This window comes from Streptomyces sp. McG3, assembly GCF_018619185.1.
GTDB lineage: Bacteria > Actinomycetota > Actinomycetes > Streptomycetales > Streptomycetaceae > Streptomyces.
The window spans coordinates 1-21,436 of the sequence record NZ_JAAXYC010000129.1 but is presented as its reverse complement, the minus strand read 5'-3'; the positions used below and the strand labels follow the sequence as shown (position 1 = coordinate 21,436).

Here is a 21,436-nt window from a genome sequence, read left to right as displayed (position 1 = left end):
TTGAAGGGTTAAGGCTCCCAGTAGACGACTGGGTTGATAGGCCAGATGTGGAAGCCCTGTAAGGGGTGGAGCTGACTGGTACTAATAGGCCGAGGGCTTGTCCTCAGTTGCTCGCGTCCACTGTGTTAGTTCTGAAATAACGAACGGCCGTGTTTTGTTCCGGTGTTGGTTAATTTCATAGTGTTTCGGTGGTCATTGCGTTAGGGAAACGCCCGGTTACATTCCGAACCCGGAAGCTAAGCCTTTCAGCGCCGATGGTACTGCAGGGGGGACCCTGTGGGAGAGTAGGACGCCGCCGAACAATTTTTCCGGGAAAGCCCCGCACCTTTTGGTGCGGGGCTTTTCTGCGTTCACGACTCGACCGGCACCGGCGCCGAGGAGAATCAGAAGAACGCGAGCTGGAGCAGGCAGTTCCCCGGATACTCCTCGACCGCACAGCCGGCGTGCAGGGCGCTGGGCTCTCCGTCAGAGACGGCCTGCCGCCTTCAGGGCCAAGTACGTATCGGCAAGGGTGGGAGCGAGATTCTCCGGAGTGGCGTCCACGACGACAACGCCGTGGCGGCGAAGCCTGTCGGCCGTGCGGGCACGGTCGGCCTGGGCCTGGCCGGCGGCTGCCGCGTCGTACACCGAGTCCACGGTTCCCCGGGCGTGAGCCATTTCCTCGATCCGAGGGTCGGAGACCGCGGCCAGCAGAACGGTGTGGCGCTGGGTGAGTTGAGGCAGCACCGGAAGGAGCCCCTCCTCGATGGGGGCGGCCTCCAGCGTCGTGAGGAGAACGATCAGCGAACCGCGAGGGGCGTCGGTGAGGGCGGCGTTGCTCAGGCCGCGGGCGTCCGTCTCGACGAGCTCGGGTTCCAGTGTGGCCAGGGTGTTGATGACGGTGGCCAGAACGTTGCCCGTGGCCGTCCGCCCTTGGACCCGGGCTCGGACCCGGCGGTCGTACGCAAGGAGACTTACGCGGTCGCCCGCCCGGGTGGCGAGCGCGGTGAGAAGGAGCGTGGCGTCCATCGAGGCGTCCAGGCGGGGGACGTCACCCACCCTGCCCGCTGACGTGCGGCCGGTGTCGAGGACGATCAGGATGTGCCGGTCACGCTCGGGACGCCAGGTCCGGACCGCTACGGCGGACTGGCGTGCGGTGGCCCGCCAGTCGATGGAGCGGGTGTCGTCCCCGGGTACATAGGCCCGCAGACTGTCGAACTCCGTGCCTTCACCGCGTGTCAGAACGCTGGTGCGGCCGTCGAGTTCCCGGAGTCGGGCGAGCCGGGAAGGCAGATGCTTGCGGCTCGTGAACGGTGGCAGGACCCGTACGGTCCACGGTGCCCGGTGCTGTCCTTGGCGTGCGGCGAGGCCCAGCGGGCCGTACGAGCGAAGGGTGATGCGTTCGGCCTGCCGATCGCCGCGCCTGGTCGGGCGCAGAACAGTGACCAGACGTCGCTGTTCCCCGGGAGGAATCGCCAGTGTGTGACGGGACGCGCGACGTTCGGAGCCCGAGGCCCAGCTGCTGGGCGGCCAGGCGTCCCGCAGTTGGGCGCGCAGGCGCCGACGCGAGGTGTTGGTCACCGTCAGTTGCACTTCGGCCGCGTCACCGAGTCGAACAGATGTGCCGCCGGATCGAGTGAATCGGAGCGTGCGCACTGGCGCGGCCAGGGCATAGTCACACAGAATTGCCAGTGAGAGCGGTGCGTTGACCGCAAGCATCCCGGTCCAGCTAGGAGCGAGGATGCCTACAGGGAGTGATCCCAGGGCGGCCAGCAGCGCGGTACGTCCGGTGAGGGCCATGGTCACCGCCTCATCGGGGTACGGGCACGTGGGCGAGCACTGAGGCGATGACGGAGTCGGGGGTGACTCCTTCCATTTCCGCCTCGGGCCGCAGGTGGATGCGATGACGGAGCGTGGGGAGCGCCAAGGCCTTCACATCGTCCGGGATGACATAGTCCCGGCCGGTCAGCCAGGCCCAGGCGCGGGCGGTCGACAGCAGTGCGGTGGTGCCTCGGGGGGAGACGCCGAGGGAGAGCGAGGGGGAATCGCGCGTGGCACGGCAGATATCCACTACATAGCCGGCGATCTCGGGGGAGACGGTGGTTTTCGCGACGGCTTCGCGCGCTGCTTCCAGATCGGCGGGCCCGGCGACGGGTCGTATCCCCGCGGCTTTCAGGTCGCGCGGGTTGAAGCCGTCGGCGTGACGGGTGAGGACGTTTATTTCGTCCTGCCGCGAAGGGAGCGGCACCGTCAGTTTGAGCAGGAAGCGGTCCAGTTGGGCTTCGGGGAGAGGGTAGGTGCCTTCGTACTCGACGGGGTTCTGGGTCGCGGCGACGAGGAAGGGGTCAGGCAGGGGGCGCGGTGTCCCGTCCACGGTGACCTGCCTTTCCTCCATTGCTTCGAGGAGGGAGGACTGGGTCTTGGGAGGGGTTCGGTTGATCTCGTCGGCGATCAGCAGGTTGGTGAAGACGGGGCCCGGCTGGAACGAGAACTCGGCGGTGCGCGCGTCGTAGACCAGTGAACCCGTGACGTCGCTGGGCATCAGGTCAGGGGTGAACTGGACGCGCTTCGTGTCGAGTTCGAGCGATGCGGCAAGTGCACGGACCAGCAGTGTCTTGGCCACGCCGGGTACGCCTTCGAGGAGTACGTGTCCCCGGCAGAGCAGCGCGACGACGAGTCCGGTGACAGCGGGGTCCTGGCCGACGACGGCCTTGGCGATCTCGGAGCGCAGAGCCTCCAAGGACGCGCGGGCGCTGTCGGACGGCTCCGGTTCCGCAGGCCTCACGGGGGCCGCTGTGGGCTCGGTCGGCTCGGGGGTCGGGGCGCTCATGAAGTGCGTACCTCTCTTTCGAGGGCGTCGAGTTGATCGGCGAGGAGGACCAAGGCGGCGTCGGTGGAGGGAGCCGTACCGAAAAGCAGGGTGCTGAGGTCGTGGTCCGGGAAGGTGATGCGTGCGGACACGGCGGCGAGGAGGACGTCAGGGGTGTGCGCGTCACGGGTGGGCACTCCGGCGAGGGGCGCGATACGAGTGCGGGTGGCGGCTCGGAGGGCGTCGGCGGCACGGTCGCGGGCGTTGGCCTTGCGGTAGAGGAGCGAGCGGCCTTCGGCCGATTCGGATGCGCGGATGGCCACCGGCAGCCGTTCCGTCACCAGGGGGCCGAGTCGGCGGGCCCGCCAGACGGCGGCGAGGACTGCGGCAAGGGCGAGTTGGAGCGTTCCCCACACCCAGCCGGAGGGGACGAGGTCGAGGAAGCTGCTCTCGTCGGACGCGTCGTTCCTCGCTCCGTCCTCTGATGGGTCTTCGTCTCCGTCACCGGGGGAGTTGGCATCGGTTGTCGCGGATGGATCTGTGAGAGAGGGGAGGTACCAGACGAGATGGGGTCGGGAGCCGAGGAGTTGCAGGGCGAGCGAGGCGTTGCCCTGCTTGTCGAGACGCTCGTTGTGGAGGAGGACGGGGGACCCGAGGAGGACGGTGTCGCCGCCCTCTCCGGTCGGGAGGACGACCAGACTGGGGAGGCCCGCAGCCGGGTAACAGGTGACGGCGCCGGGGGCCTGCGTCGTATAGCGGGTGCCGCCCATGTCCGCTGTGCCGGCGAGTCGGGCGGCAGGGAGCTCGCAGGACGGGGCGAGCGCACTGACGGCGTGGTGCTGCTCGGCGTGGGCGCCGGGTGCGAGTCGAGCCGTGGCTCCCGGTCCAGGGGCGATCAGGAGGGTGCGTCCTGCGGAGGCGGAGGCCGCCGCGTCCAGTCGGAGCTGCTGCGACCGGGTCAGGAGATTGGGGCCCGCGACGAGGAGCGTGGTGTCGGGGCCGGTCGCGGCGGTGACTTCGTCGAGCGTGGTGGCGACGGTGACGGAGACGCCGCGAGCCTTGAGGAGTTCGGCCACGGCGCGGCTTCCCTTGGGGTCCGCCGAGCGGGGGTCGAGCTGTCCGTGGTCCGTTCCGGAACGCACGGCGGCGAACGTGATGCCGGCGACGACGAGGATGAGGACGACGGCCAGGATGCCTCGGGCACGGGTCCAGACCTGGCCGGGGGTGGGCGCTGTCGAGGTGGGGGAAGCGGTGGTCGCCGTGGTCATCCGGTGGCTCCTCGGGAGGTTCCGGGCAGCAGCGGCTTTGCCTCGTCGAGTTCGAGGTCGAGGGTGCGCAGGGACAGGTATGCCGGCTGGTCCGCGGTGCGGCCCCCGTACGTCACGTCGTCGAAGCTCCGGGCGGCGGCGCGCAGCCGGACCGTGTGCTCGGGCAGGGCGCGGCCGGCTTCGGCTGCGGCTTCGTCCGCTGTGCGGCCGGGGCGCGGTTCGAGCAGGGCACGTTCCTCAAGGGACCGGACGATGGCACGCATGCGCTCCTGGACGGCCTCGGTCCAGCGCAGAGCCGTGGCGTGTGCCTCGGCGGCGGCGCGGTGCTGGGCCGCGCTGCGGGGGCCGTCGTGGTCGAAGAGCGCGTCCGGGCTCCGGGAGGAGCGTTGCGGGGTGCCGAGCCGCCACCAGAGAGCGGCGGCAAGACCGATGACGAGGACGACCAGGACGACGAGTCCGGCCGGGCCGCCGGGTGCGGCGCCCGCTGCGGCGTCGAAGAACCCGGCGACCCAGTCCCAGAACTGGTTCAGGGCGCGCTGGAGGAAGTTCGGGTCGTTCTCGTGGTACATCGGCTTGGACAGCTCGCTCTCCGCCGCCTCCCGTGCGGGGAGGCGTGGAGTGTCCACGGGTATGTCGCCCGCTGCCGTGTCCCGCCGTGCTGTGGTGGTGCCCCCCGCCCCCGACACCGCATCAGCTCCTGGGGGTGTCGGCGCCGTAGCCGGGCAGACCCGCGGCCCGTGCGAGGTCGAGGTCCAGTGCTTCGCGGCGGATGCGCTGGTCCACGTAGAGGAGGGCCATCACACCGGCGACGAAGGGGTAGATCAGAGTCGAGACGATCACTTCGCCGATGCCGGTGACGATCAGGAACGGCCAGCCGAAGGAGGGGGCGGTGCCACTGAAGAATTCGCTGACGTCGGTTCCGTCGGCGATCACCGCGATGACGCCGAACGGGATGGAGACGAGGAACGTCAGCAGGAAGGTCAGCAGCCAGGTCAGGGCGAGGATTCCGAAGGTGCGCCACCAGGCGCCGCGGACCAGCTTCGCCGACCTGCGCAGCGCGGCGACGATGCTCTGTCGTTCCAGCATCAGGGCGGGGGCGGCGAGTGCGAAGCTGACGTTCAGCCAGAGCATCACGACGCAGGCGGCGGCGAAGCCGAGGAGGGCGAGTGCCGCTCCCGCCTCGGACCCCAGCAGCAGCCCGGGGCCGACGCCCACGGTCATGATCGCGGCCATGATCAGGGCCACCAGCAAGGTCAGCCCGAGCAGCGGGAGGACCCGGGGGCGGGCCTCTGCCCAGGTGTCGGAGAGTGTGGTGGGACGGCCGAGTACCGAGCGGCTGATGACCACGGTGATGATCGACGCGGTGAAGAGCGTGGCGATCATCGTGACGAGGGAGGCCGGGGCGAGGGAGATCAGTGTCGACCGGGCGGAGTCGGTGGCCTGACGGAGGGCCTCGGTGCCGGTGGCGTTCGGGTCGACGGAGGTCGGTTCCGGCAGCAGATAGCGCTGCATGAGGATGACGGCGGTCTGGGTGACCACCGAGACCGCGAGGCTGAAGCCGAGTGCGGTACGCCAGTGGGCGCGCAGGGCGGAGACGGAGCCGTCGAGGATTTCGCCGAGGCTCAGGGGGCGCAGCGGGATGACGCCGGGCTTCGCGGCCGGCGGCGGTCCTGCCCAGCCCTGTCGCTGCGGGCCACCGCCCCAGCCGGGGGCGGGAGGCCGTGCTCCGGGACCGCTGCCGGGGTTGCTCGGTGGGGACCACTGCCCGGGGGGCGGCTGCTCGGGGGACCACTGTCCCGTCGGGCCGCTTCCGTCCTGGGGTTCGGAGGGGCGGGGAATCGCCGTCTCCTTGCCGTCGGAGGGGGCAGATCCGGGCGACGCCCAGCCCGGAGAGTCGTTCATTCTCGCTCCTTCACCGTCCTGACCGCTCATCGGGGCGGCAGGTTGGCAGCCATCGTGCCACGCGTGGGTCCGGGGTGGACCAGCCGCTCTGTCTCCTTGGAGCCTTCAGGTACGGGCGGCTCACGGGGCAGACTGGACGGATGGCTGATCAGGACGCGCAATCGACGGCGGGCTTCGAGCCTCCCGCGCTTTCCGTACTCCGCTGGGACGAGCCCCCGGAGGGTCCCGTGCTGGTGCTTCTCGACCAGACGCGGCTGCCCGCCGAGGAGGTCGAGCTGGTGTGCACCGATGTGCCCGCGCTGGTGCGGGCGATCCAGACTCTGGCGGTGCGAGGGGCCCCGCTGCTCGGCATCGCCGGGGGGTACGGGGTGGCACTCGCGGCGGCGCGGGGCTACGACGTCGCGGAGGCGGCCGGTCTGCTGGAGCGGGCGCGGCCCACCGCGGTGAACCTCGGCTACGGGGTGCGGCGGGTGGCGGCCGCCTACGGGCAAGCCGTCGGCAAGGGGGCGGGCGACGAGGCGGCCGCCGCGGCGGCGCTGGCCGCGGCGCGGGCCCTGCACCAGGAGGATGCCCAGGCCAGCGGGCGTATGGCGGGGTACGGCGAGGCGTTGCTGGAGGAGCTGATGCCGGGCCGCGGATATCAGCTGCTGACCCACTGCAACACCGGGGCACTGGTCTCCGGGGGCGAGGGGACGGCGTTCGCCGTGGCGTTGCGGGTGCACCGGAAGGGGCGGCTGCGACGGCTGTGGGTGGACGAGACGCGTCCGCTGCTCCAAGGGGCCCGGCTGACCGCGTACGAGGCCGCGCGCAACGGTCTGGCGTACAGCGTGCTCACGGATAACGCGGCGGGTTCCCTGTTCGCGGCCGGGGAGGTCGATGCGGTGCTCATAGGGGCGGACCGCATCGCCGCCGACGGTTCGGTGGCGAACAAGGTGGGGAGCTATCCGCTGGCCGTGCTCGCGAAGTATCACCACGTGCCCTTCATCGTGGTGGCGCCGACGACGACCGTGGATCTGGAGACCGCGGACGGCACATCGATCATCGTCGAGCAGCGCTCCGGGCGAGAAGTGACGGAGCTCACATCATGGCAGGGTGTATCGGCCGGCGCTGGAGGCGGGATGGTCGTCGCACCCCTCGGGGCCCCGGCGTACAACCCGGCCTTCGACGTCACGCCGCCGGAACTGATCACGGCGATCGTCACCGAGGAGGGTGCTGTTTCGCCGGTCACGGGGGTCGGACTGGCAGAGCTGTGTGCCAGGTCATCGCAGGTAACGATTAGCTAATGGGATGATGTCGATTATGAAGGGACGCGTCCTTGTCGTCGACGACGACACCGCACTGGCCGAGATGCTCGGGATTGTGCTGCGTGGAGAAGGTTTCGAGCCGTCGTTCGTAGCGGACGGCGACAAGGCACTGGCCGCATTTCGTGAGGCCAAGCCGGACCTGGTGCTGCTCGACCTCATGCTGCCCGGAAGGGACGGCATCGAGGTGTGCAGGCTGATCAGGGCCGAGTCCGGTGTGCCGATCGTCATGCTCACTGCCAAGAGCGACACCGTCGATGTGGTGGTGGGCCTGGAATCAGGGGCCGACGACTACATCGTCAAGCCGTTCAAACCTAAGGAGTTGGTTGCCCGGATCAGGGCACGTCTGCGGCGGTCCGAAGAGCCCGCGCCGGAACAGCTGACCATCGGTGACCTGGTCATCGACGTGGCAGGCCACTCCGTGAAGCGGGAGGGGCAGTCCATCGCCCTGACCCCGCTGGAGTTCGACCTGCTGGTCGCGCTCGCCCGCAAGCCGTGGCAGGTCTTCACCCGTGAGGTCCTGCTGGAACAGGTGTGGGGTTACCGCCACGCGGCCGACACCCGCCTGGTGAATGTGCATGTCCAGCGTCTGCGTTCCAAGGTCGAGAAGGACCCGGAACGGCCGGAGATCGTCGTGACGGTCCGAGGTGTCGGCTACAAGGCCGGACCGAGCTGAGATGCCCCGAGGCAGCGCTGCTCCGGGGCCCGGCGAGCCGGGAGTCCGTACGGAGCGGGCTGCCGGACCGGGACGGAAGGCGTCACGTATGAGCCGTTTCCTGCGAGGCGGCCGGCTGTTCGAGGACCGGACGCCCGGCGGGCCCGTACCGCGGTTGCTGATGCGGTGGGTACGCCGCCCGCTGCTGCCCGCCGTCCGGTTGTGGCGGCGCAATCTGCAGCTCCGCGTCGTCGCGGGCACCCTGCTGATGTCGATCGGCGTCGTGCTGCTGCTCGGCTTCGTCGTCATCGGCCAGGTGCGCAACGGCCTGCTCGACGCCAAGGGCAAGGCCGCCCAGACCCAGGCCGCCGGCGGCTTCGCCGCGGCCCAGGAGAAGGCCAACGCCCCCCTCGCCCCCGACGGGCAGGGGAGCGAGCGCACCGACGGCATGACCGGCAGCACCTCCTGGCGCACCGAGCTCGTCGACCAGCTCGCGAGTGGCGGCAAGAACGCCTTCAACGTGGTGGCGCTCAGCGTCGACTCGGTGACCGAGGGCGCGAGCAGCCGTGCCGCGCGCGGTTCCGGCAGTGTCGAGGCGTCCAGCGTTCCTGAGCGCCTGCGGCAGAACGTGAGCAAGGGACAGGGCGCGTTCCAGACGTACTCCCTGATCCGGTACTCGTACGGCAAGGAGTCGCAGCCCGGGCTCGTCGTCGGCAAGCGGCTGTACGACATCGATCAACAGCCCTACGAGCTGTACTACCTCTTCCCGCTCACGCAGGAGGAGAAGTCCCTGACACTGGTCAAGACGACCCTGGCGACCGCCGGACTGTTCGTCGTCGTGCTGCTCGGGGCCATCGCCTGGTTCGTGGTGCGGCAGGTCGTCACGCCGGTCCGGATGGCCGCCGGCATCGCCGAGCGGCTCTCCGCCGGCAAGCTCCAGGAACGGATGAAGGTCACCGGCGAGGACGACATCGCCCGGCTCGGCGAGGCCTTCAACAAGATGGCCCAGAACCTCCAGCTGAAGATCCAGCAGCTGGAGGAGCTCTCCCGGATGCAGCGGCGCTTCGTCTCCGACGTCTCGCACGAGCTGCGGACCCCCCTCACGACCGTCAGGATGGCCGCCGACGTCATTCACGAGGCGCGTGCCGACTTCGACCCGGTCACCGCGCGCTCCGCCGAGCTGCTCGGCGACCAGCTCGACCGGTTCGAGTCGTTGCTCGCCGACCTGCTGGAGATCAGCCGGTTCGACGCGGGCGCCGCGGCCCTGGAGGCCGAGCCGATAGACCTGCGGACCGTGGTGCACCGGGTGATCGGTGGCGCCGAGCCGCTCGCCGAGCGCAAGGGCACCCGGATCCTGGTCGTCGGCGACGAGCAGCCGGTGATAGCCGAGGCCGACGCCCGCCGCGTCGAACGCGTGCTGCGCAACCTCGTGGTCAACGCCGTCGAGCACGGTGAGGGCCGGGACGTCGTGGTGCGGATGGGCGTGGCGCAGGGCGCGGTCGCCGTGGCCGTCCGGGACTACGGGGTCGGGCTCAAGCCCGGCGAGGCGACCCGGGTCTTCAACCGGTTCTGGCGTGCGGACCCGGCGCGGGCCCGGACGACGGGCGGGACGGGTCTCGGTCTGTCGATCGCCGTGGAGGACGCCCGGCTGCACGGCGGCTGGCTGCAGGCCTGGGGCGAGCCGGGCGGCGGCTCCCAGTTCAGGCTGACCCTGCCGCGTACGGCGGACGAGCCCCTGCGTGGTTCGCCGATACCGCTGGAGCCCGAGGACTCGCGGCGCAACCGCGGCAACCGGGAACGCGACGAGGCCGGAGCGGGCGCGTCGGACGACCACCGGCTGATGTCCGTGCCGCCCCAGCCCGGGGCCGGCGAGCGTTCGCCGCTGCCCGTGCCCGGTCGCGGCCCCGCCGTCCGCAACGGCGCCCCCTCGTCGGTGCACCCCGCCGCGCTGCCCGGCAACGGGGCACGTGTCGTGGCGCGCCCGGCCCAGGAGCGCCCCGGTGGGCGTTCGGGCAACGGCGTACTGAATACCGACCAGGAGGACACCACTCGTGGGTACTGACCGCCGTCCGGGCGGCCGAGGACGGGCGGTGCGGATGCTCGCGCTGCTGGGCTGCGGCGTCGTCGTGCTGGCCGGGTGCGGCTCGATGCCGGTGACCGGGGACGTCAAGGCGGTCGACGCCTCGCAGCCCGGGGACTCCCAGGTGCAGGTGTACGCGGTGGCCCCCCGGGAAGGCGCGGCGCCCAGCGAGATCGTCGACGGCTTCCTGGAGTCGATGACCAGTGATGATCCCGCGTTCGCGACCACCCGGAAGTACCTGAGCGCCGACGCCCGGAGCACCTGGCAGCCGGGCGGGGGCATCACGGTGCTCGCCCAGGCCCCCAACCGCAGTGGCCCCCTGCTCCACGACGAGGCCAACCGGGCCACCCGGGACAAGGCGACGACCTACACGCTGACCGGCGAGAAGGTGGCGGCGGTCGACGCCCAGAGTTCCTACCGTCCCCTCGCGCCCAGCGACTACGCCCAGACCCTGCACCTGGTGCAGGAGAAGGGGCCGGACGGGAAGCAGGAGTGGCGCATCGACGTCGTGCCGGACGGCCTGGTCCTCGGGCAGTCCGACTTCAAGCGCCTCTACCGCTCCGTGAACAAGTACTACTTCGCCACCGGGCGTACGAACGGTCAGTCGACGCTCGTCGCGGACCCCGTCTACGTACGCAACCGTGCGGATCCGGTCACGCGCATGGACACCGTCACGCAGACCGTCAGGACGCTGCTCGCCGGTCCGACGAACTGGCTGGGGCCGGTGGTCGATTCCCGGTTCCCGACGGGGACCGCCCTGCGCAAGGGCGTCATCGCGCTGCCGTCGGACGATCAGAACGTCCTGAAGGTGCCGCTCAACCACAAGGCCGACAAGGCGAGCCCCAGCGCCTGCCGGATGATGGCCGCGCAGGTGCTGTTCACGCTCGGGGACCTGACCTCGGCACGGGTCGAGCGGGTGGAGCTGGAGGGCGGCGGGGGCGCCCAGCTGTGCGCACTGGACGCCGACGACGCGCCGGAGTTCTCCGCCGACAACGGCTCCGACGAGGCCGACAGCCAGTACCTCATCAACGACAAGGGTCAGGTGGAGCGGATCCCCGGCGCCACCGACGGCACCGGAACGCCCGAGCCGGTGACCGGCCCGCTCGGTGCGGGCGTCGTCCCGATGAGCGCCGTCGGGGTGGCCCGGGACGAAAAGCGGGCCGCCGCGATCTCCTCCCAGGGGCAGCACCTCTACGTGTCCTCCCTGGAGACGGAGGCGAGTGAACTGGCCGACCCCCTCGTCAGCAGCAAGGCGAAGAAGGCCGCCGACCGGCTGTCGTCGCCGAGCTGGGACGGCCGCGGCGACCTGTGGGTCGCCGACCGCGATCCGGCCGGTCCCAGGCTGCTGCGGCTGACCGGAGGTGCGGGCGAGCCGCAGGAGGTCCGGGTACCGGGTCTCGACGGCGCGCGCATCGAGGAGCTGCGGATGTCCGCGGACGGGGTGCGGATCGCCCTGCTGCTGAAGAAGGACGGCCGTACGACGCTGAACATCGGCCGGGTGGAGCGCCGGGGCTCCTCCGTGGCGCCCGAGATCTCGGTCGAGGACCTGCGCCAGGCCGCACCGCAGCTCACGGACGTGACGGCCATCTCCTGGTCCGGACGCAGCCGGCTGGTGGTCGTCGGCAAGGAGGAGGGCGGCGTCCAGCAGGTGCGTTACGTGCAGGCGGACGGCTCCACGTCGGCCTCGGGGTCGTTGCCCGGGGTGAACCAGGTCCAGTCGGTCGCCGCGGCGGACGACGAACTGCTTCCGCTGATGGCGGAGACCGTCGGCGACGGCATTGTGAAGCTCTCGCCGGGGGACAACTGGCAGACGGTTCTCAAACAGGGCACGTCGTTGGTCTACCCCGGCTGATCCGGCTGCAGGCCGGGCCCGCCGGGCGCCCGGGGTTTTCCACAGGGGTGGTACCGGTCCCGGCGGCCCCGGCACAGTGGTGCCATGCGGAACGCCTGGCAGGAGGGGGTCGGCCTGCTTCTGCCGGTGGACTGCGCCGGCTGCGGCAGGCCGCGCACCGAGCTGTGCACGGCCTGCGGGGCCGCGTTGTACGGTGCGCCCGCCCGCCCGGTCCGGCCCTCACCCCGGCCTCCTGGGCTTCCGGCGGTGTACGCGGCCGCGCCGTACGAGAACGCCGTACGCGCGGTTCTGCTGGCCCACAAGGAACGAGGGGCACTGGGGCTGGCCGGGGCCCTCGGGCGGGCCCTGGCGGGTTGTGTACGGGCCTGGGCGGGGCGGCCGGGCGGTGCGGGCCCCCTGCTGCTGGTCCCGGTGCCCTCCGCGCGCTCCTCGACCGCGGCGCGTGGCCATGACCCGGTGCGCAGGATCGCCGCCACGGCCGCGCGGGACCTGCGGCGCGAGGGACTGCCGGCCGAGGTGCTTCCGCTGCTGCGGCAGCGACGCGCGGTTGCCGACCAGGCCGGTCTCGGGGCGCGGCAGCGGCGGGCGAATCTGGCCGGCGCGCTGGAGCTCACGGCAGGGGGAGCGCGGCTCCTCCGGCACGGACTCATCAGGCAGGGACCTCTCCGGCACGGTCGGGTGATCCTGGTCGACGATCTGTTGACGACGGGATCGACGCTGGCGGAGGCGGCACGGGCCCTCGGAGAGGCGCGCGACGTCGGTCGGGAGCCCTCCGTGCCCGGAGTGTGCCGGGCGGTGGTCGTCGCGGCTTCTCCCTCCGCCTTCGAAATAAACCGGAACTGACCGAGAACTCGCATCGTTGCAGGTAATGAGAGGGCAATACCCCCTGAACGGAGGTACGTGCCAGTAGCGGGTGCCGAGACCGTGGTGCGCAGGCTATGTTCGGTTGTGAGGAACGGTGAATGCCGGACCTCGATGAATGCACCACGAGGTTTCGGGCAGGTAACTCACCGGTAGGAGAAGCACGCAAGTCGGTGGGGTTGCGACCCTTCCGACGGGGGAGGAGGAGGCGAAAGCCACCGAGTCCGAGGCCCTGGTGATCTCCGGGGCCTGGTGCAAAAGGGAGATGCCCCGCCGCTGAGCGGGGCGATCCGGGAACGGAGTTCTGCGTGGACATCGTCGTCAAGGGCCGCAAGACCGAGGTGCCCGAGCGGTTCCGCAAGCACGTGGCCGAGAAGCTGAAGCTGGACAAGATCCAGAAGTTCGACGGCAAGGTGATCAGCCTCGACGTCGAGGTGTCCAAGGAGCCGAATCCCCGTCAGGCCGACCGTTCCGACCGGGTGGAGATCACGCTCCGCTCCCGAGGACCGGTCATCCGGGCGGAAGCGGCGGCGGGCGACCCTTACGCAGCGCTCGATCTGGCCACCGGAAAGCTGGAGGCCCGGCTGCGCAAGCAGCACGACAAGCGCTACAGCCGCCGGGGCAACGGCCGTCTGTCGGCCGCCGAGGTCGGGGACGTGGTCCCCGGCGTCGCTTCGTTCGACGAGGACGGTGAACTGGTCGGCGACCAGCCGTCGGAGCCTGTCCCCACCACGAAGATCGGCTCGCTCGAAGTACAGGGCGAAGGGCCGCTCGTGATGCGCGAGAAGACCCACACCGCCGCACCGATGTCGCTCGACCAGGCGCTCTACGAGATGGAACTGGTCGGCCACGACTTCTACTTGTTCGTCGACTCGGAGACGAAGGAGCCCAGTGTCGTCTACCGGCGACACGCCTACGACTACGGCGTCATCCACCTGAGGACCGACCCGCTCGCCGCTGACGAAGCAGGCGGCGCGGGCGGCGCGCTCGGCGGCTGAGGCCACGGCGTCCGAGGGCCCCCGGGGCGTTTTCGCGCCACCGGGGGCACCCTCGCACGTGCGCAGGACCACCGTGCCGGCGGCCGGGCATGGAATCATGGCGGCCCGAGCCAATCGGTGTTCTGTGAAGTGCCGTTGGCGAACGAACGACACTTCAGGCCGTGGCCTTCAGGGGGAGGAACGATGGCGGACACCTTCGGGCCCGTGCGCGATGCGAATGACTCCGACGCCGACACCGGTGCGTACACCGGCAGCGGGGCGGACGGCGCTTCACGCAAGGAGCCGATCAGGGTCCTCGTGGTCGATGACCACGCGCTCTTCCGCAGGGGCCTGGAGATCGTCCTCGCCCAGGAGGAGGACATCCAGGTCGTCGGCGAGGCCGGGGATGGCTCCGAGGCGGTGGACAAGGCCGCCGACCTGCTGCCCGACATCGTTCTGATGGATGTCCGGATGCCCAAGCGCGGCGGCATCGAGGCCTGTACGGCCATCAAGGAGGTGGCTCCCAGCGCGAAGATCATCATGTTGACGATCAGCGACGAGGAGGCCGACCTCTACGAGGCGATCAAGGCGGGCGCGACCGGCTATCTCCTCAAGGAGATCTCCACCGACGAGGTGGCCACGGCCATTCGCGCGGTCGCCGACGGGCAGTCCCAGATCAGCCCCTCCATGGCCTCCAAGCTGCTCACCGAGTTCAAATCGATGATCCAGCGCACCGACGAGCGCCGGCTCGTTCCGGCGCCCCGGCTCACCGAACGCGAGCTGGAAGTGCTGAAACTCGTGGCGACCGGCATGAACAACCGGGATATCGCCAAGGAGTTGTTCATTTCCGAGAACACGGTGAAGAACCACGTCCGCAACATCCTGGAGAAACTGCAGCTGCACTCCCGGATGGAAGCCGTGGTCTACGCCATGCGCGAGAAGATCCTGGAGATCAGATAGCGGACGCCTCCGGCTCCCGTCCCGGGTGGCGGGGGCCGGTCAGCGGTAGGCGCGCTGGAGTGCGTGGCCGATTTCCGTCCTGAGCGGCTCCCGCAGCTCCGGGGCGTCCACCCGGTCCACCCGGATGTCCGTGCAGCCCACCCAGGCCGCCGCCTCCACCAGGGCCTCGGCCATCGGGGCCACGGCCTTCGGGCCGGCCAGCGACGCCTGCCGGGCGACCAGCGTCGTGCCCTCGCGCGCCGGGTCGACCCGGCCCTGGAGCTTCCCGCCCGCCAGCAACGGCATTGCGAAGTAGCCGTGGATCCGCTTCTGCTTGGGCACGTAGGCCTCCAGCCGATGCGTGAAGCCGAAGATCCGCTCCGTGCGCGCCCGCTCCCAGATCAGGGAGTCGAACGGCGACAACAGCGTCGTACGGTGGCGTCCGCGGACCTCCTTGGCCAGGGCCTCCGGGTCCGCCCAGGCCGGCTTCGCCCAGCCCTCCACCACGACCGGGACCAGCCCCGAGTCGGCCACCACGGCGTCGAACTCCTCGCCCTTCAGGCGGTGGTAGTCCGCGATGTCGCCGCGGGTGCCGACGCCCAGGGACGTGCCCGCCAGCGCCACCAGCCGCCGCCGGCACTCGGCGTCGCTCAGGTCGTCGTGGAGCAACGCATCCGGAATGGCCCGCTCGGCCAGGTCGTAGACCCGCTTCCAGCCGCGCCGCTCGGTGCACACCACCTCGCCGTACATCAGGGCCCGCTCGACGGCGACCTTGGACGCCGACCAGTCCCACCACTCGCCGCCGTTCTTCGCGCCGCCCAGCTCGGTCGCCGTCAGCGGGCCCTCGTCGCGCAGCTGTTTGATCACCGTGTCGTACGAGCCGTCGGGCAGATCGTGGCCCCAGTGCGGGCGCGAGCGGTAGGCGCGGCGGCGGAACGCGAAGTGCGGCCACTCCTCGACGGGCAGGATGCACGCCGCGTGCGACCAGTACTCGAAGGTCCGGCCGCCCGACCAGTAGGCGTCCTCCACCGTCCGGCGGCTCACCGGGCCCAGCCGGGCGTAGGGGATCAGCTCGTGCGAGCGGGCCAGCACCGAGATCGTGTCCAGCTGGACCGCGCCGAGGTGCCGCAGCACCCCCGGCACCCCTGCCCGGCGGTCCGGAGCTCCCAGGAAGCCCTGGGCGCGCAGCGCTATGCGGCGGGCCTGGTCGGCGGAGAGTTCGACTGCGGGAGGAGGCACAGGCGTCATACGTCGAACCCTAGACGGCGCCACTGACAGTCCGGCCCGGATGCTGTCCGCGGACCCCCTTGGTCAACGTCGGGGCTCCGGGGTCCCGCCCGGACGCGGAGCACGCCGTTCGGGGACGTAGGGGTGGGAGCCCGCGAGCCCCAGGTCGGACGGGAGCAGGGCCGCCGTCCAGGCGTCGCGCCGCACCCCCTTGTTGAGCAGCCCGGACCGCTGGTCGCCCTCCAGCCGGAACCCCGCCCGCAGGACGACGGCCCGCGAGGCCACGTTGCCGATCTCGGCCCGCCACTCCAGCCGGTCCGCCCCGAGGGAGGAGAAGGCCCAGCGGGCGGAGCCGAGCACGGCCTCGGTCACGTATCCGTGGCCTCGGTGTTCCCTGGCGGACCAGTAGCCGACCTCGTAGGTCCCCGGCAGGCTGCGGCGGTCGATGCCGAGCGCACCGACGATCGCCCCGGTCTCCCGCAGGATCAGGGCGAAGCCGTAGGCGGAGTCGTCCTGCCAGCCCGCCGGGCAGAGCTTCGTGGTGAACAGTTCCGCGTCGGTCAGGCGGTACGGGGAAGGGATCACCGTCCATCGCTGGATGTCCGGGTCCTGGCAGGCGGCGTGCACCGGATAGGTGTCCTGCGGGCCGAAGGGCCGCAGCAGCAGTCGTTCGGTGGTGAGAGTGATCGGCTCCATGGACCGATTCTCGTGAGTCGGCATCCTTGATGCGAGCACTTTTGGGGCTTCCCGGCACCTTCCGTGCGTTTGGACCGTTGTCCTATAAGGGTGCGGCGAGGTCCACGCGACGGCAGCCCTCCCGACGCGGTGGTGTCCTCGCTTACGATGGCCGTTGCGGTGGGGCCCACCTGCCGTGCCCGCGCCAGAGTCCATTACACGACCCAGTGCCAGGCCCGACCGGCAAGGAGACCAGCCTCAGTGTCCGTCTTCAACAAGCTCATGCGTGCAGGCGAAGGCAAGATCCTGCGCAAACTGCACCGCATCGCGGACCAGGTCAGCTCCATCGAAGAGGACTTCGTCAACCTCTCCGACGCCGAGCTGCGGGCGCTCACCGACGAGTACAAGGAACGGTACGCGGACGGCGAGAGCCTGGACGACCTGCTTCCCGAAGCGTTCGCCACGGTCCGTGAGGCCGCGAAGCGCGTCCTCGGACAGCGCCACTACGACGTACAGATGATGGGCGGAGCCGCCCTGCACCTCGGTTATGTGGCCGAGATGAAGACCGGTGAGGGCAAGACCCTCGTCGGCACCCTGCCCACGTATCTGAACGCGCTCTCGAACAAGGGCGTGCACCTGATCACGGTCAACGACTATCTCGCCGAGCGCGACTCCGAGATGATGGGCCGGGTCCACAAGTTCCTCGGTCTGTCCGTCGGCTGCATCGTCGCCAACATGACGCCGGCCCAGCGCCGTGAGCAGTACGCCTGCGACATCACGTACGGCACGAACAACGAGTTCGGCTTCGACTACCTCCGCGACAACATGGCGTGGTCCAAGGACGAGCTCGTCCAGCGCGGCCACAACTTCGCCGTGGTCGACGAGGTCGACTCGATCCTCGTCGACGAGGCCCGTACGCCGCTGATCATCTCGGGCCCGGCCGACCAGGCCACCAAGTGGTACGGCGACTTCGCCAAGCTGGTCACGCGCCTCACCAAGGGCGAGGCGGGCAACCAGCTCAAGGGCATCGAGGAGACCGGCGACTACGAGGTCGACGAGAAGAAGCGGACCGTGGCCATCCACGAGACCGGTGTCGCCAAGGTCGAGGACTGGCTCGGCATCGACAACCTCTACGAGTCGGTGAACACCCCGCTCGTCGGCTACCTGAACAACGCCATCAAGGCCAAGGAACTGTTCAAGAAGGACAAGGACTACGTCGTCATCGACGGCGAAGTCATGATCGTCGACGAGCACACCGGCCGTATCCTCGCCGGCCGCCGCTACAACGAGGGCATGCACCAGGCGATCGAGGCGAAGGAAGGGGTGGACATCAAGGACGAGAACCAGACCCTCGCCACGATCACCCTGCAGAACTTCTTCCGCCTCTACGACAAGCTCTCCGGCATGACCGGTACGGCGATGACCGAGGCCGCCGAGTTCCACCAGATCTACAAACTCGGCGTGGTGCCGATCCCGACGAACCGGCCGATGGTCCGCGCCGACCAGTCGGACCTGATCTACCGCACCGAGGTCGCCAAGTTCGCCGCGGTCGTCGACGACATCGCCGAGAAGCACGAGAAGGGCCAGCCGATCCTGGTCGGCACCACCTCGGTCGAGAAGTCCGAGTACCTCTCGCAGCAGCTTTCCAAGCGCGGTGTGCAGCACGAGGTCCTCAACGCCAAGCAGCACGACCGGGAGGCGACGATCGTCGCCCAGGCGGGCCGCAAGGGCGCCGTCACCGTCGCGACGAACATGGCCGGCCGAGGCACCGACATCAAGCTCGGCGGCAACCCGGACGACCTCGCCGAGGCGGAGCTGCGCCAGCGCGGCCTCGACCCGGTGGACAACGTCGAGGAGTGGGCGGCCGCGCTGCCCGCCGCGCTGGAGCAGGCCGAGCAGGCCGTGAAGGCGGAGTTCGAAGAGGTCAAGGACCTCGGCGGGCTCTACGTGCTCGGCACCGAGCGCCACGAGTCGCGCCGCATCGACAACCAGCTGCGCGGTCGTTCCGGCCGTCAGGGCGACCCGGGCGAGTCCCGTTTCTACCTGTCGCTGGGCGACGACCTGATGCGCCTGTTCAAGGCCCAGATGGTCGAGCGCGTGATGTCGATGGCGAATGTTCCGGACGACGTCCCGATCGAGAACAAGATGGTCACCCGTGCCATCGCCTCCGCCCAGTCGCAGGTCGAGCAGCAGAACTTCGAGACGCGTAAGAACGTCCTGAAGTACGACGAGGTGCTCAACCGGCAGCGCGAGGTCATCTACGGCGAGCGCCGCCGCGTCCTGGAGGGCGAGGACCTCCAGGACCAGATCCGGCACTTCATGGACGACACGATCGACGACTACATCCGGCAGGAGACCGCCGAGGGCTTCGCCGAGGAGTGGGACCTCGACCGGCTGTGGGGCGCCTTCAAGCAGCTCTACCCGGTGAAGGTCACTGTCGAGGAGCTGGAGGAGGCGGCCGGGGACCTGGCGGGCGTCACCGCCGAGTTCATCGCCGAGTCGGTCAAGAACGACATCCACGAGCAGTACGAGGAGCGCGAGAGCACCCTCGGCTCCGACATCATGCGTGAGCTGGAGCGACGCGTCGTCCTCTCGGTGCTCGACCGCAAGTGGCGCGAGCACCTCTACGAGATGGACTACCTCCAGGAGGGCATCGGCCTGCGGGCCATGGCGCAGAAGGACCCGCTGGTCGAGTACCAGCGCGAGGGCTTCGACATGTTCAACGCCATGATGGAGGGCATCAAGGAGGAGTCCGTCGGCTACCTGTTCAACCTGGAGGTCCAGGTCGAGCAGCAGGTCGAGGAGGTTCCGGTGCAGGACGGCGCCGAGCGCACCTCGCTGGAGAAGGAGGGCGCCGCCGCTGCCCCGCAGATCCGCGCCAAGGGCCTGGAGGCCCCGCAGCGGCCGGACCGGCTCCACTTCTCCGCTCCCACGGTGGACGGCGAGGGCGGTGTCGTCGAGGGTGACTTCGCCAACGACGACGCCACCGGTGACACGCGCTCCGGTTCTGCCGACGGCATGACGCGTGCGGAGCGCCGCAAGGCGCAGAAGAACGGCGGCGGCGGTCGCCGTCGCAAGAAGTAGCACCTGCGGCAGTACCCCGGCAGGGGCCGGACACCACGAGGTGTCCGGCCCCTGCCGCGTTCGCGGGGTCACCGGGGGCCCGGGGCGCCGGCCGTGAGGCGTTCGCCGCCCAGTTCCACCGCGGCGCAGCGCCAGCGCTGGTCGGGGCCCTGTTCCAGGCGGAAGGCCATCGCCCGGACCCGGTCGCCCGCGGCGATGCTGGCGAACGCCTCGACCACGCCGGTGGCGGGCTGGGCCCCGCGGCAGTGGCGAAGGACGGGGCGGCTGCCCCGGGTGGCCCCCAGCGGGGTGGTCGGGGCCAGCTCGGCGAGCTGGTCGTAGGCCTCGCCGATGGTGTGGCCGAGCATCCAGTGCACCGGGCGCTGGCCGCTGAGGACCGCGAGCAGGCGCTCGGCGAACCACTGGTGGGGCCGCTGCGGCCGGTGGGGCTGCAGCCTGCGGGACCGCTGCGGAGGTACTGACCGGGGACCACTCCGGTCGCGTCGGCCTGCGGGCCTCGTCCTGTCCGTGCTCATGATCGTCGCCCCCGTTGACCGGGCCCGGTTTCTACCGGACGGTAACTTGTGTTGGGGATCTTCTACGGGTGAGGTCGTCAGCGACGCAAGGGGCCTCCGGGCGCCGATCGGGCGCGGGCGGTCTCACCTGTCCGTGGCTGTGCCCTTGCGGGACAAGGGCGACAGCGGGGGTGACGGGGCGTTGGCCGTGGACGTACGGCCCCGGTTGCCGGAACCCGAAAGGGGACGTTCCCACGTATCCTGAGTACGTTTCCCTCTACGAAAGCGACCTGCCATGCGCGTGTACGTCCCCCTGACCCTCTCCGGTCTCGCAGCGGCGCACGGCGCGGGCGAGGTCGGCCCCGGGCCGCTGACCGCCTACGCGGTGACCCCGGGGCTGCGCGAGTGGTACGTCTCCGACGACATCGAGGAGCTGGAGTACGCGGCGCTCAACCGGGCCGCCGCCGCCTCGCTCCGGATGATCGCGGGGAAGCCGGACGAGGTGCGCCGCCGGGTCGTCGTGGCCGTCGACGTACCGGACGGGGCCGCCGTCGCCGACCCCGACCACGGGCTGAGCGCGGCATCGCTCGGCGAGGTGCGGATCGCAGCCGCGCTGCCGCTGGCCAAGGCGGCGGCCGTGCACGTGGACGCCGACGACGCGGAGAAGGACGTGGCCGCCGCCGCGGCGGTGCTGGGAGCGGCGGACCTCGGCGACGACGACGCGCAGTTCACTGTGGACGGGGCCGAGGACCACGAGCTGCTCTGGTTCGGCGTTCAGGAGATTGGGCAGCTCATCGGCTGAGGGGCGGCGTTGTCGTACCCGGCGGGTATTTTTTTCTGTATGACTTCGGGGACGACACGCACTCATCTGGTCTGGGACTGGAACGGCACGCTGCTCGACGACACGCATGCCGTCATCCAGGCGACGAACGCCGCGTTCGCGGAGGTCGAGCTGGCGCCGATCACGCTGGATCAGTACCGGGAGATGTACACGATCCCCATACCCCGGTTCTACGAGCGGTTCCTGGGCCGGCTGCCCACCGAGGCCGAGTGGGAGCGGATGGACGGCATCTTCCACCGGTACTACGCGGAGCAGCGGGTGGGCTGTGGGCTCACCGCCGGGGTGGAGGAGCTGCTGCATCGCTGGCAGCGGGCCGGGCGCAGTCAGTCGCTGCTGAGCATGTACGGGCACGAGCAGCTGGTGCCGGTGGTGACCGCTCACCTCACCACCCGCACTGTTCACGCTCCGCCGTCCCCGGCGGCACGTTGCCGAGGAGTCATCTGCCGTGTCGGACCAGCCGCGCCCCCGCGCCTCTCTCCGTACCGCCGTGGT

18 protein-coding genes and 2 rRNA genes are annotated in these 21,436 nt (G+C 70.3%); 12 read left to right on the top strand and 8 right to left on the bottom strand.

The features are described from left to right. Both HET64_RS21060 and rrf read left to right on the top strand, forming a co-directional pair. A 23S ribosomal RNA gene (locus HET64_RS21060) occupies positions 1 to 105 on the top strand; the annotation flags it as partial. Positions 106 to 184: 79 nt separating this feature from the next. Further along, positions 185 to 301: ribosomal RNA gene (gene rrf / locus HET64_RS21055) — 5S ribosomal RNA — on the top strand. Positions 302 to 465: 164 nt separating this feature from the next. Here rrf and HET64_RS21050 read toward each other — a convergent pair. From HET64_RS21050 to HET64_RS21030, 5 genes are read right to left on the bottom strand one after another with little or no spacing between them, the layout of a single operon-like run. Beyond that, on the bottom strand, positions 466 to 1,779 hold the full coding sequence (locus HET64_RS21050) for a DUF58 domain-containing protein (protein ID WP_215107852.1): 1,314 nt from the start codon (positions 1,777 to 1,779) through the stop codon (positions 466 to 468). A gap of 10 nt (positions 1,780 to 1,789) precedes the next feature. Then, entirely contained in the window at positions 1,790 to 2,809 is a 1,020-nt protein-coding gene (locus HET64_RS21045; protein ID WP_215107850.1) for a MoxR family ATPase, read from the bottom strand. Further along, positions 2,806 to 4,056, bottom strand: a complete 1,251-nt coding sequence (locus HET64_RS21040; protein ID WP_215107848.1) for a DUF4350 domain-containing protein — start codon at positions 4,054 to 4,056, stop codon at positions 2,806 to 2,808. The genes HET64_RS21045 and HET64_RS21040 overlap by 4 nt, the downstream gene beginning before the upstream one ends. Further along, a complete protein-coding gene (locus HET64_RS21035) occupies positions 4,053 to 4,742 on the bottom strand; it encodes a DUF4129 domain-containing protein (RefSeq protein ID WP_215107846.1) in 690 nt (229 codons plus the stop codon). Before HET64_RS21035 ends, HET64_RS21040 begins: the two co-directional genes overlap by 4 nt. 4 nt (positions 4,743 to 4,746) lie before the next feature. Continuing rightward, entirely contained in the window at positions 4,747 to 5,958 is a 1,212-nt protein-coding gene (locus HET64_RS21030; protein ID WP_215107844.1) for a glycerophosphoryl diester phosphodiesterase membrane domain-containing protein, read from the bottom strand. 140 nt (positions 5,959 to 6,098) lie between these two features. Here HET64_RS21030 and mtnA point away from each other — a divergent pair, with 140 nt between their 5' ends. From mtnA to HET64_RS20995, 7 genes are all read left to right on the top strand, one after another. Further along, positions 6,099 to 7,241: an S-methyl-5-thioribose-1-phosphate isomerase gene (mtnA, locus tag HET64_RS21025; RefSeq protein ID WP_215107842.1), complete on the top strand. Its 1,143-nt coding sequence runs from the start codon at positions 6,099 to 6,101 to the stop codon at positions 7,239 to 7,241. 4 nt (positions 7,242 to 7,245) lie between these two features. After that, entirely contained in the window at positions 7,246 to 7,935 is a 690-nt protein-coding gene (gene mtrA, locus HET64_RS21020) for a two-component system response regulator MtrA (RefSeq protein ID WP_007448372.1), read from the top strand. Between the two features lies 1 nt (position 7,936). Then, positions 7,937 to 9,976: an MtrAB system histidine kinase MtrB gene (gene mtrB / locus HET64_RS21015; protein WP_215107840.1), complete on the top strand. Its 2,040-nt coding sequence runs from the start codon at positions 7,937 to 7,939 to the stop codon at positions 9,974 to 9,976. A gap of 34 nt (positions 9,977 to 10,010) precedes the next feature. Continuing rightward, on the top strand, positions 10,011 to 11,846 hold the full coding sequence (locus HET64_RS21010) for an LpqB family beta-propeller domain-containing protein (RefSeq protein ID WP_215107854.1): 1,836 nt from the start codon (positions 10,011 to 10,013) through the stop codon (positions 11,844 to 11,846). 84 nt (positions 11,847 to 11,930) lie between these two features. After that, a complete protein-coding gene (locus HET64_RS21005) occupies positions 11,931 to 12,689 on the top strand; it encodes a ComF family protein (protein ID WP_215107838.1) in 759 nt (252 codons plus the stop codon). A gap of 326 nt (positions 12,690 to 13,015) precedes the next feature. Then, a complete protein-coding gene (hpf, locus tag HET64_RS21000; protein ID WP_003968752.1) occupies positions 13,016 to 13,705 on the top strand; it encodes a ribosome hibernation-promoting factor, HPF/YfiA family in 690 nt (229 codons plus the stop codon). A 183-nt stretch (positions 13,706 to 13,888) separates the two neighbouring features. Continuing rightward, a complete protein-coding gene (locus HET64_RS20995) occupies positions 13,889 to 14,644 on the top strand; it encodes a response regulator transcription factor (RefSeq protein ID WP_215107836.1) in 756 nt (251 codons plus the stop codon). Positions 14,645 to 14,683: 39 nt separating this feature from the next. On the opposite strand, the gene HET64_RS20990 is transcribed toward HET64_RS20995, so the two are convergent. Together HET64_RS20990 and HET64_RS20985 are read right to left on the bottom strand one after the other, a co-directional pair. Continuing rightward, positions 14,684 to 15,871 (bottom strand): winged helix-turn-helix domain-containing protein, encoded by a 1,188-nt coding sequence (locus tag HET64_RS20990; RefSeq protein ID WP_215107834.1) that lies wholly within the window; start codon positions 15,869 to 15,871, stop codon positions 14,684 to 14,686. 63 nt (positions 15,872 to 15,934) lie between these two features. After that, positions 15,935 to 16,546, bottom strand: coding sequence for a GNAT family N-acetyltransferase (locus tag HET64_RS20985; RefSeq protein ID WP_215107832.1), 612 nt, complete (start codon positions 16,544 to 16,546; stop codon positions 15,935 to 15,937). A gap of 240 nt (positions 16,547 to 16,786) precedes the next feature. On the opposite strand from HET64_RS20985, the gene secA reads away from it, so the two are divergent. Beyond that, the gene (gene secA, locus HET64_RS20980) at positions 16,787 to 19,609 is read left to right on the top strand and encodes a preprotein translocase subunit SecA (RefSeq protein ID WP_215107830.1); all 2,823 of its coding nucleotides are present in this window, start codon (positions 16,787 to 16,789) and stop codon (positions 19,607 to 19,609) included. Positions 19,610 to 19,677: 68 nt separating this feature from the next. Here secA and HET64_RS20975 read toward each other — a convergent pair whose 3' ends face one another. Beyond that, entirely contained in the window at positions 19,678 to 20,124 is a 447-nt protein-coding gene (locus HET64_RS20975) for an Rv3235 family protein (RefSeq protein WP_215107828.1), read from the bottom strand. 274 nt (positions 20,125 to 20,398) lie between these two features. On the opposite strand from HET64_RS20975, the gene HET64_RS20970 reads away from it, so the two are divergent. Next, complete coding sequence (locus HET64_RS20970) at positions 20,399 to 20,905, top strand: hypothetical protein (protein WP_215107826.1); 507 nt, start codon at positions 20,399 to 20,401, stop codon at positions 20,903 to 20,905. A 39-nt stretch (positions 20,906 to 20,944) separates the two neighbouring features. Continuing rightward, on the top strand, positions 20,945 to 21,436 hold a 492-nt coding region (locus tag HET64_RS20965; protein ID WP_251145631.1), incomplete at its 3' end, for an HAD family hydrolase.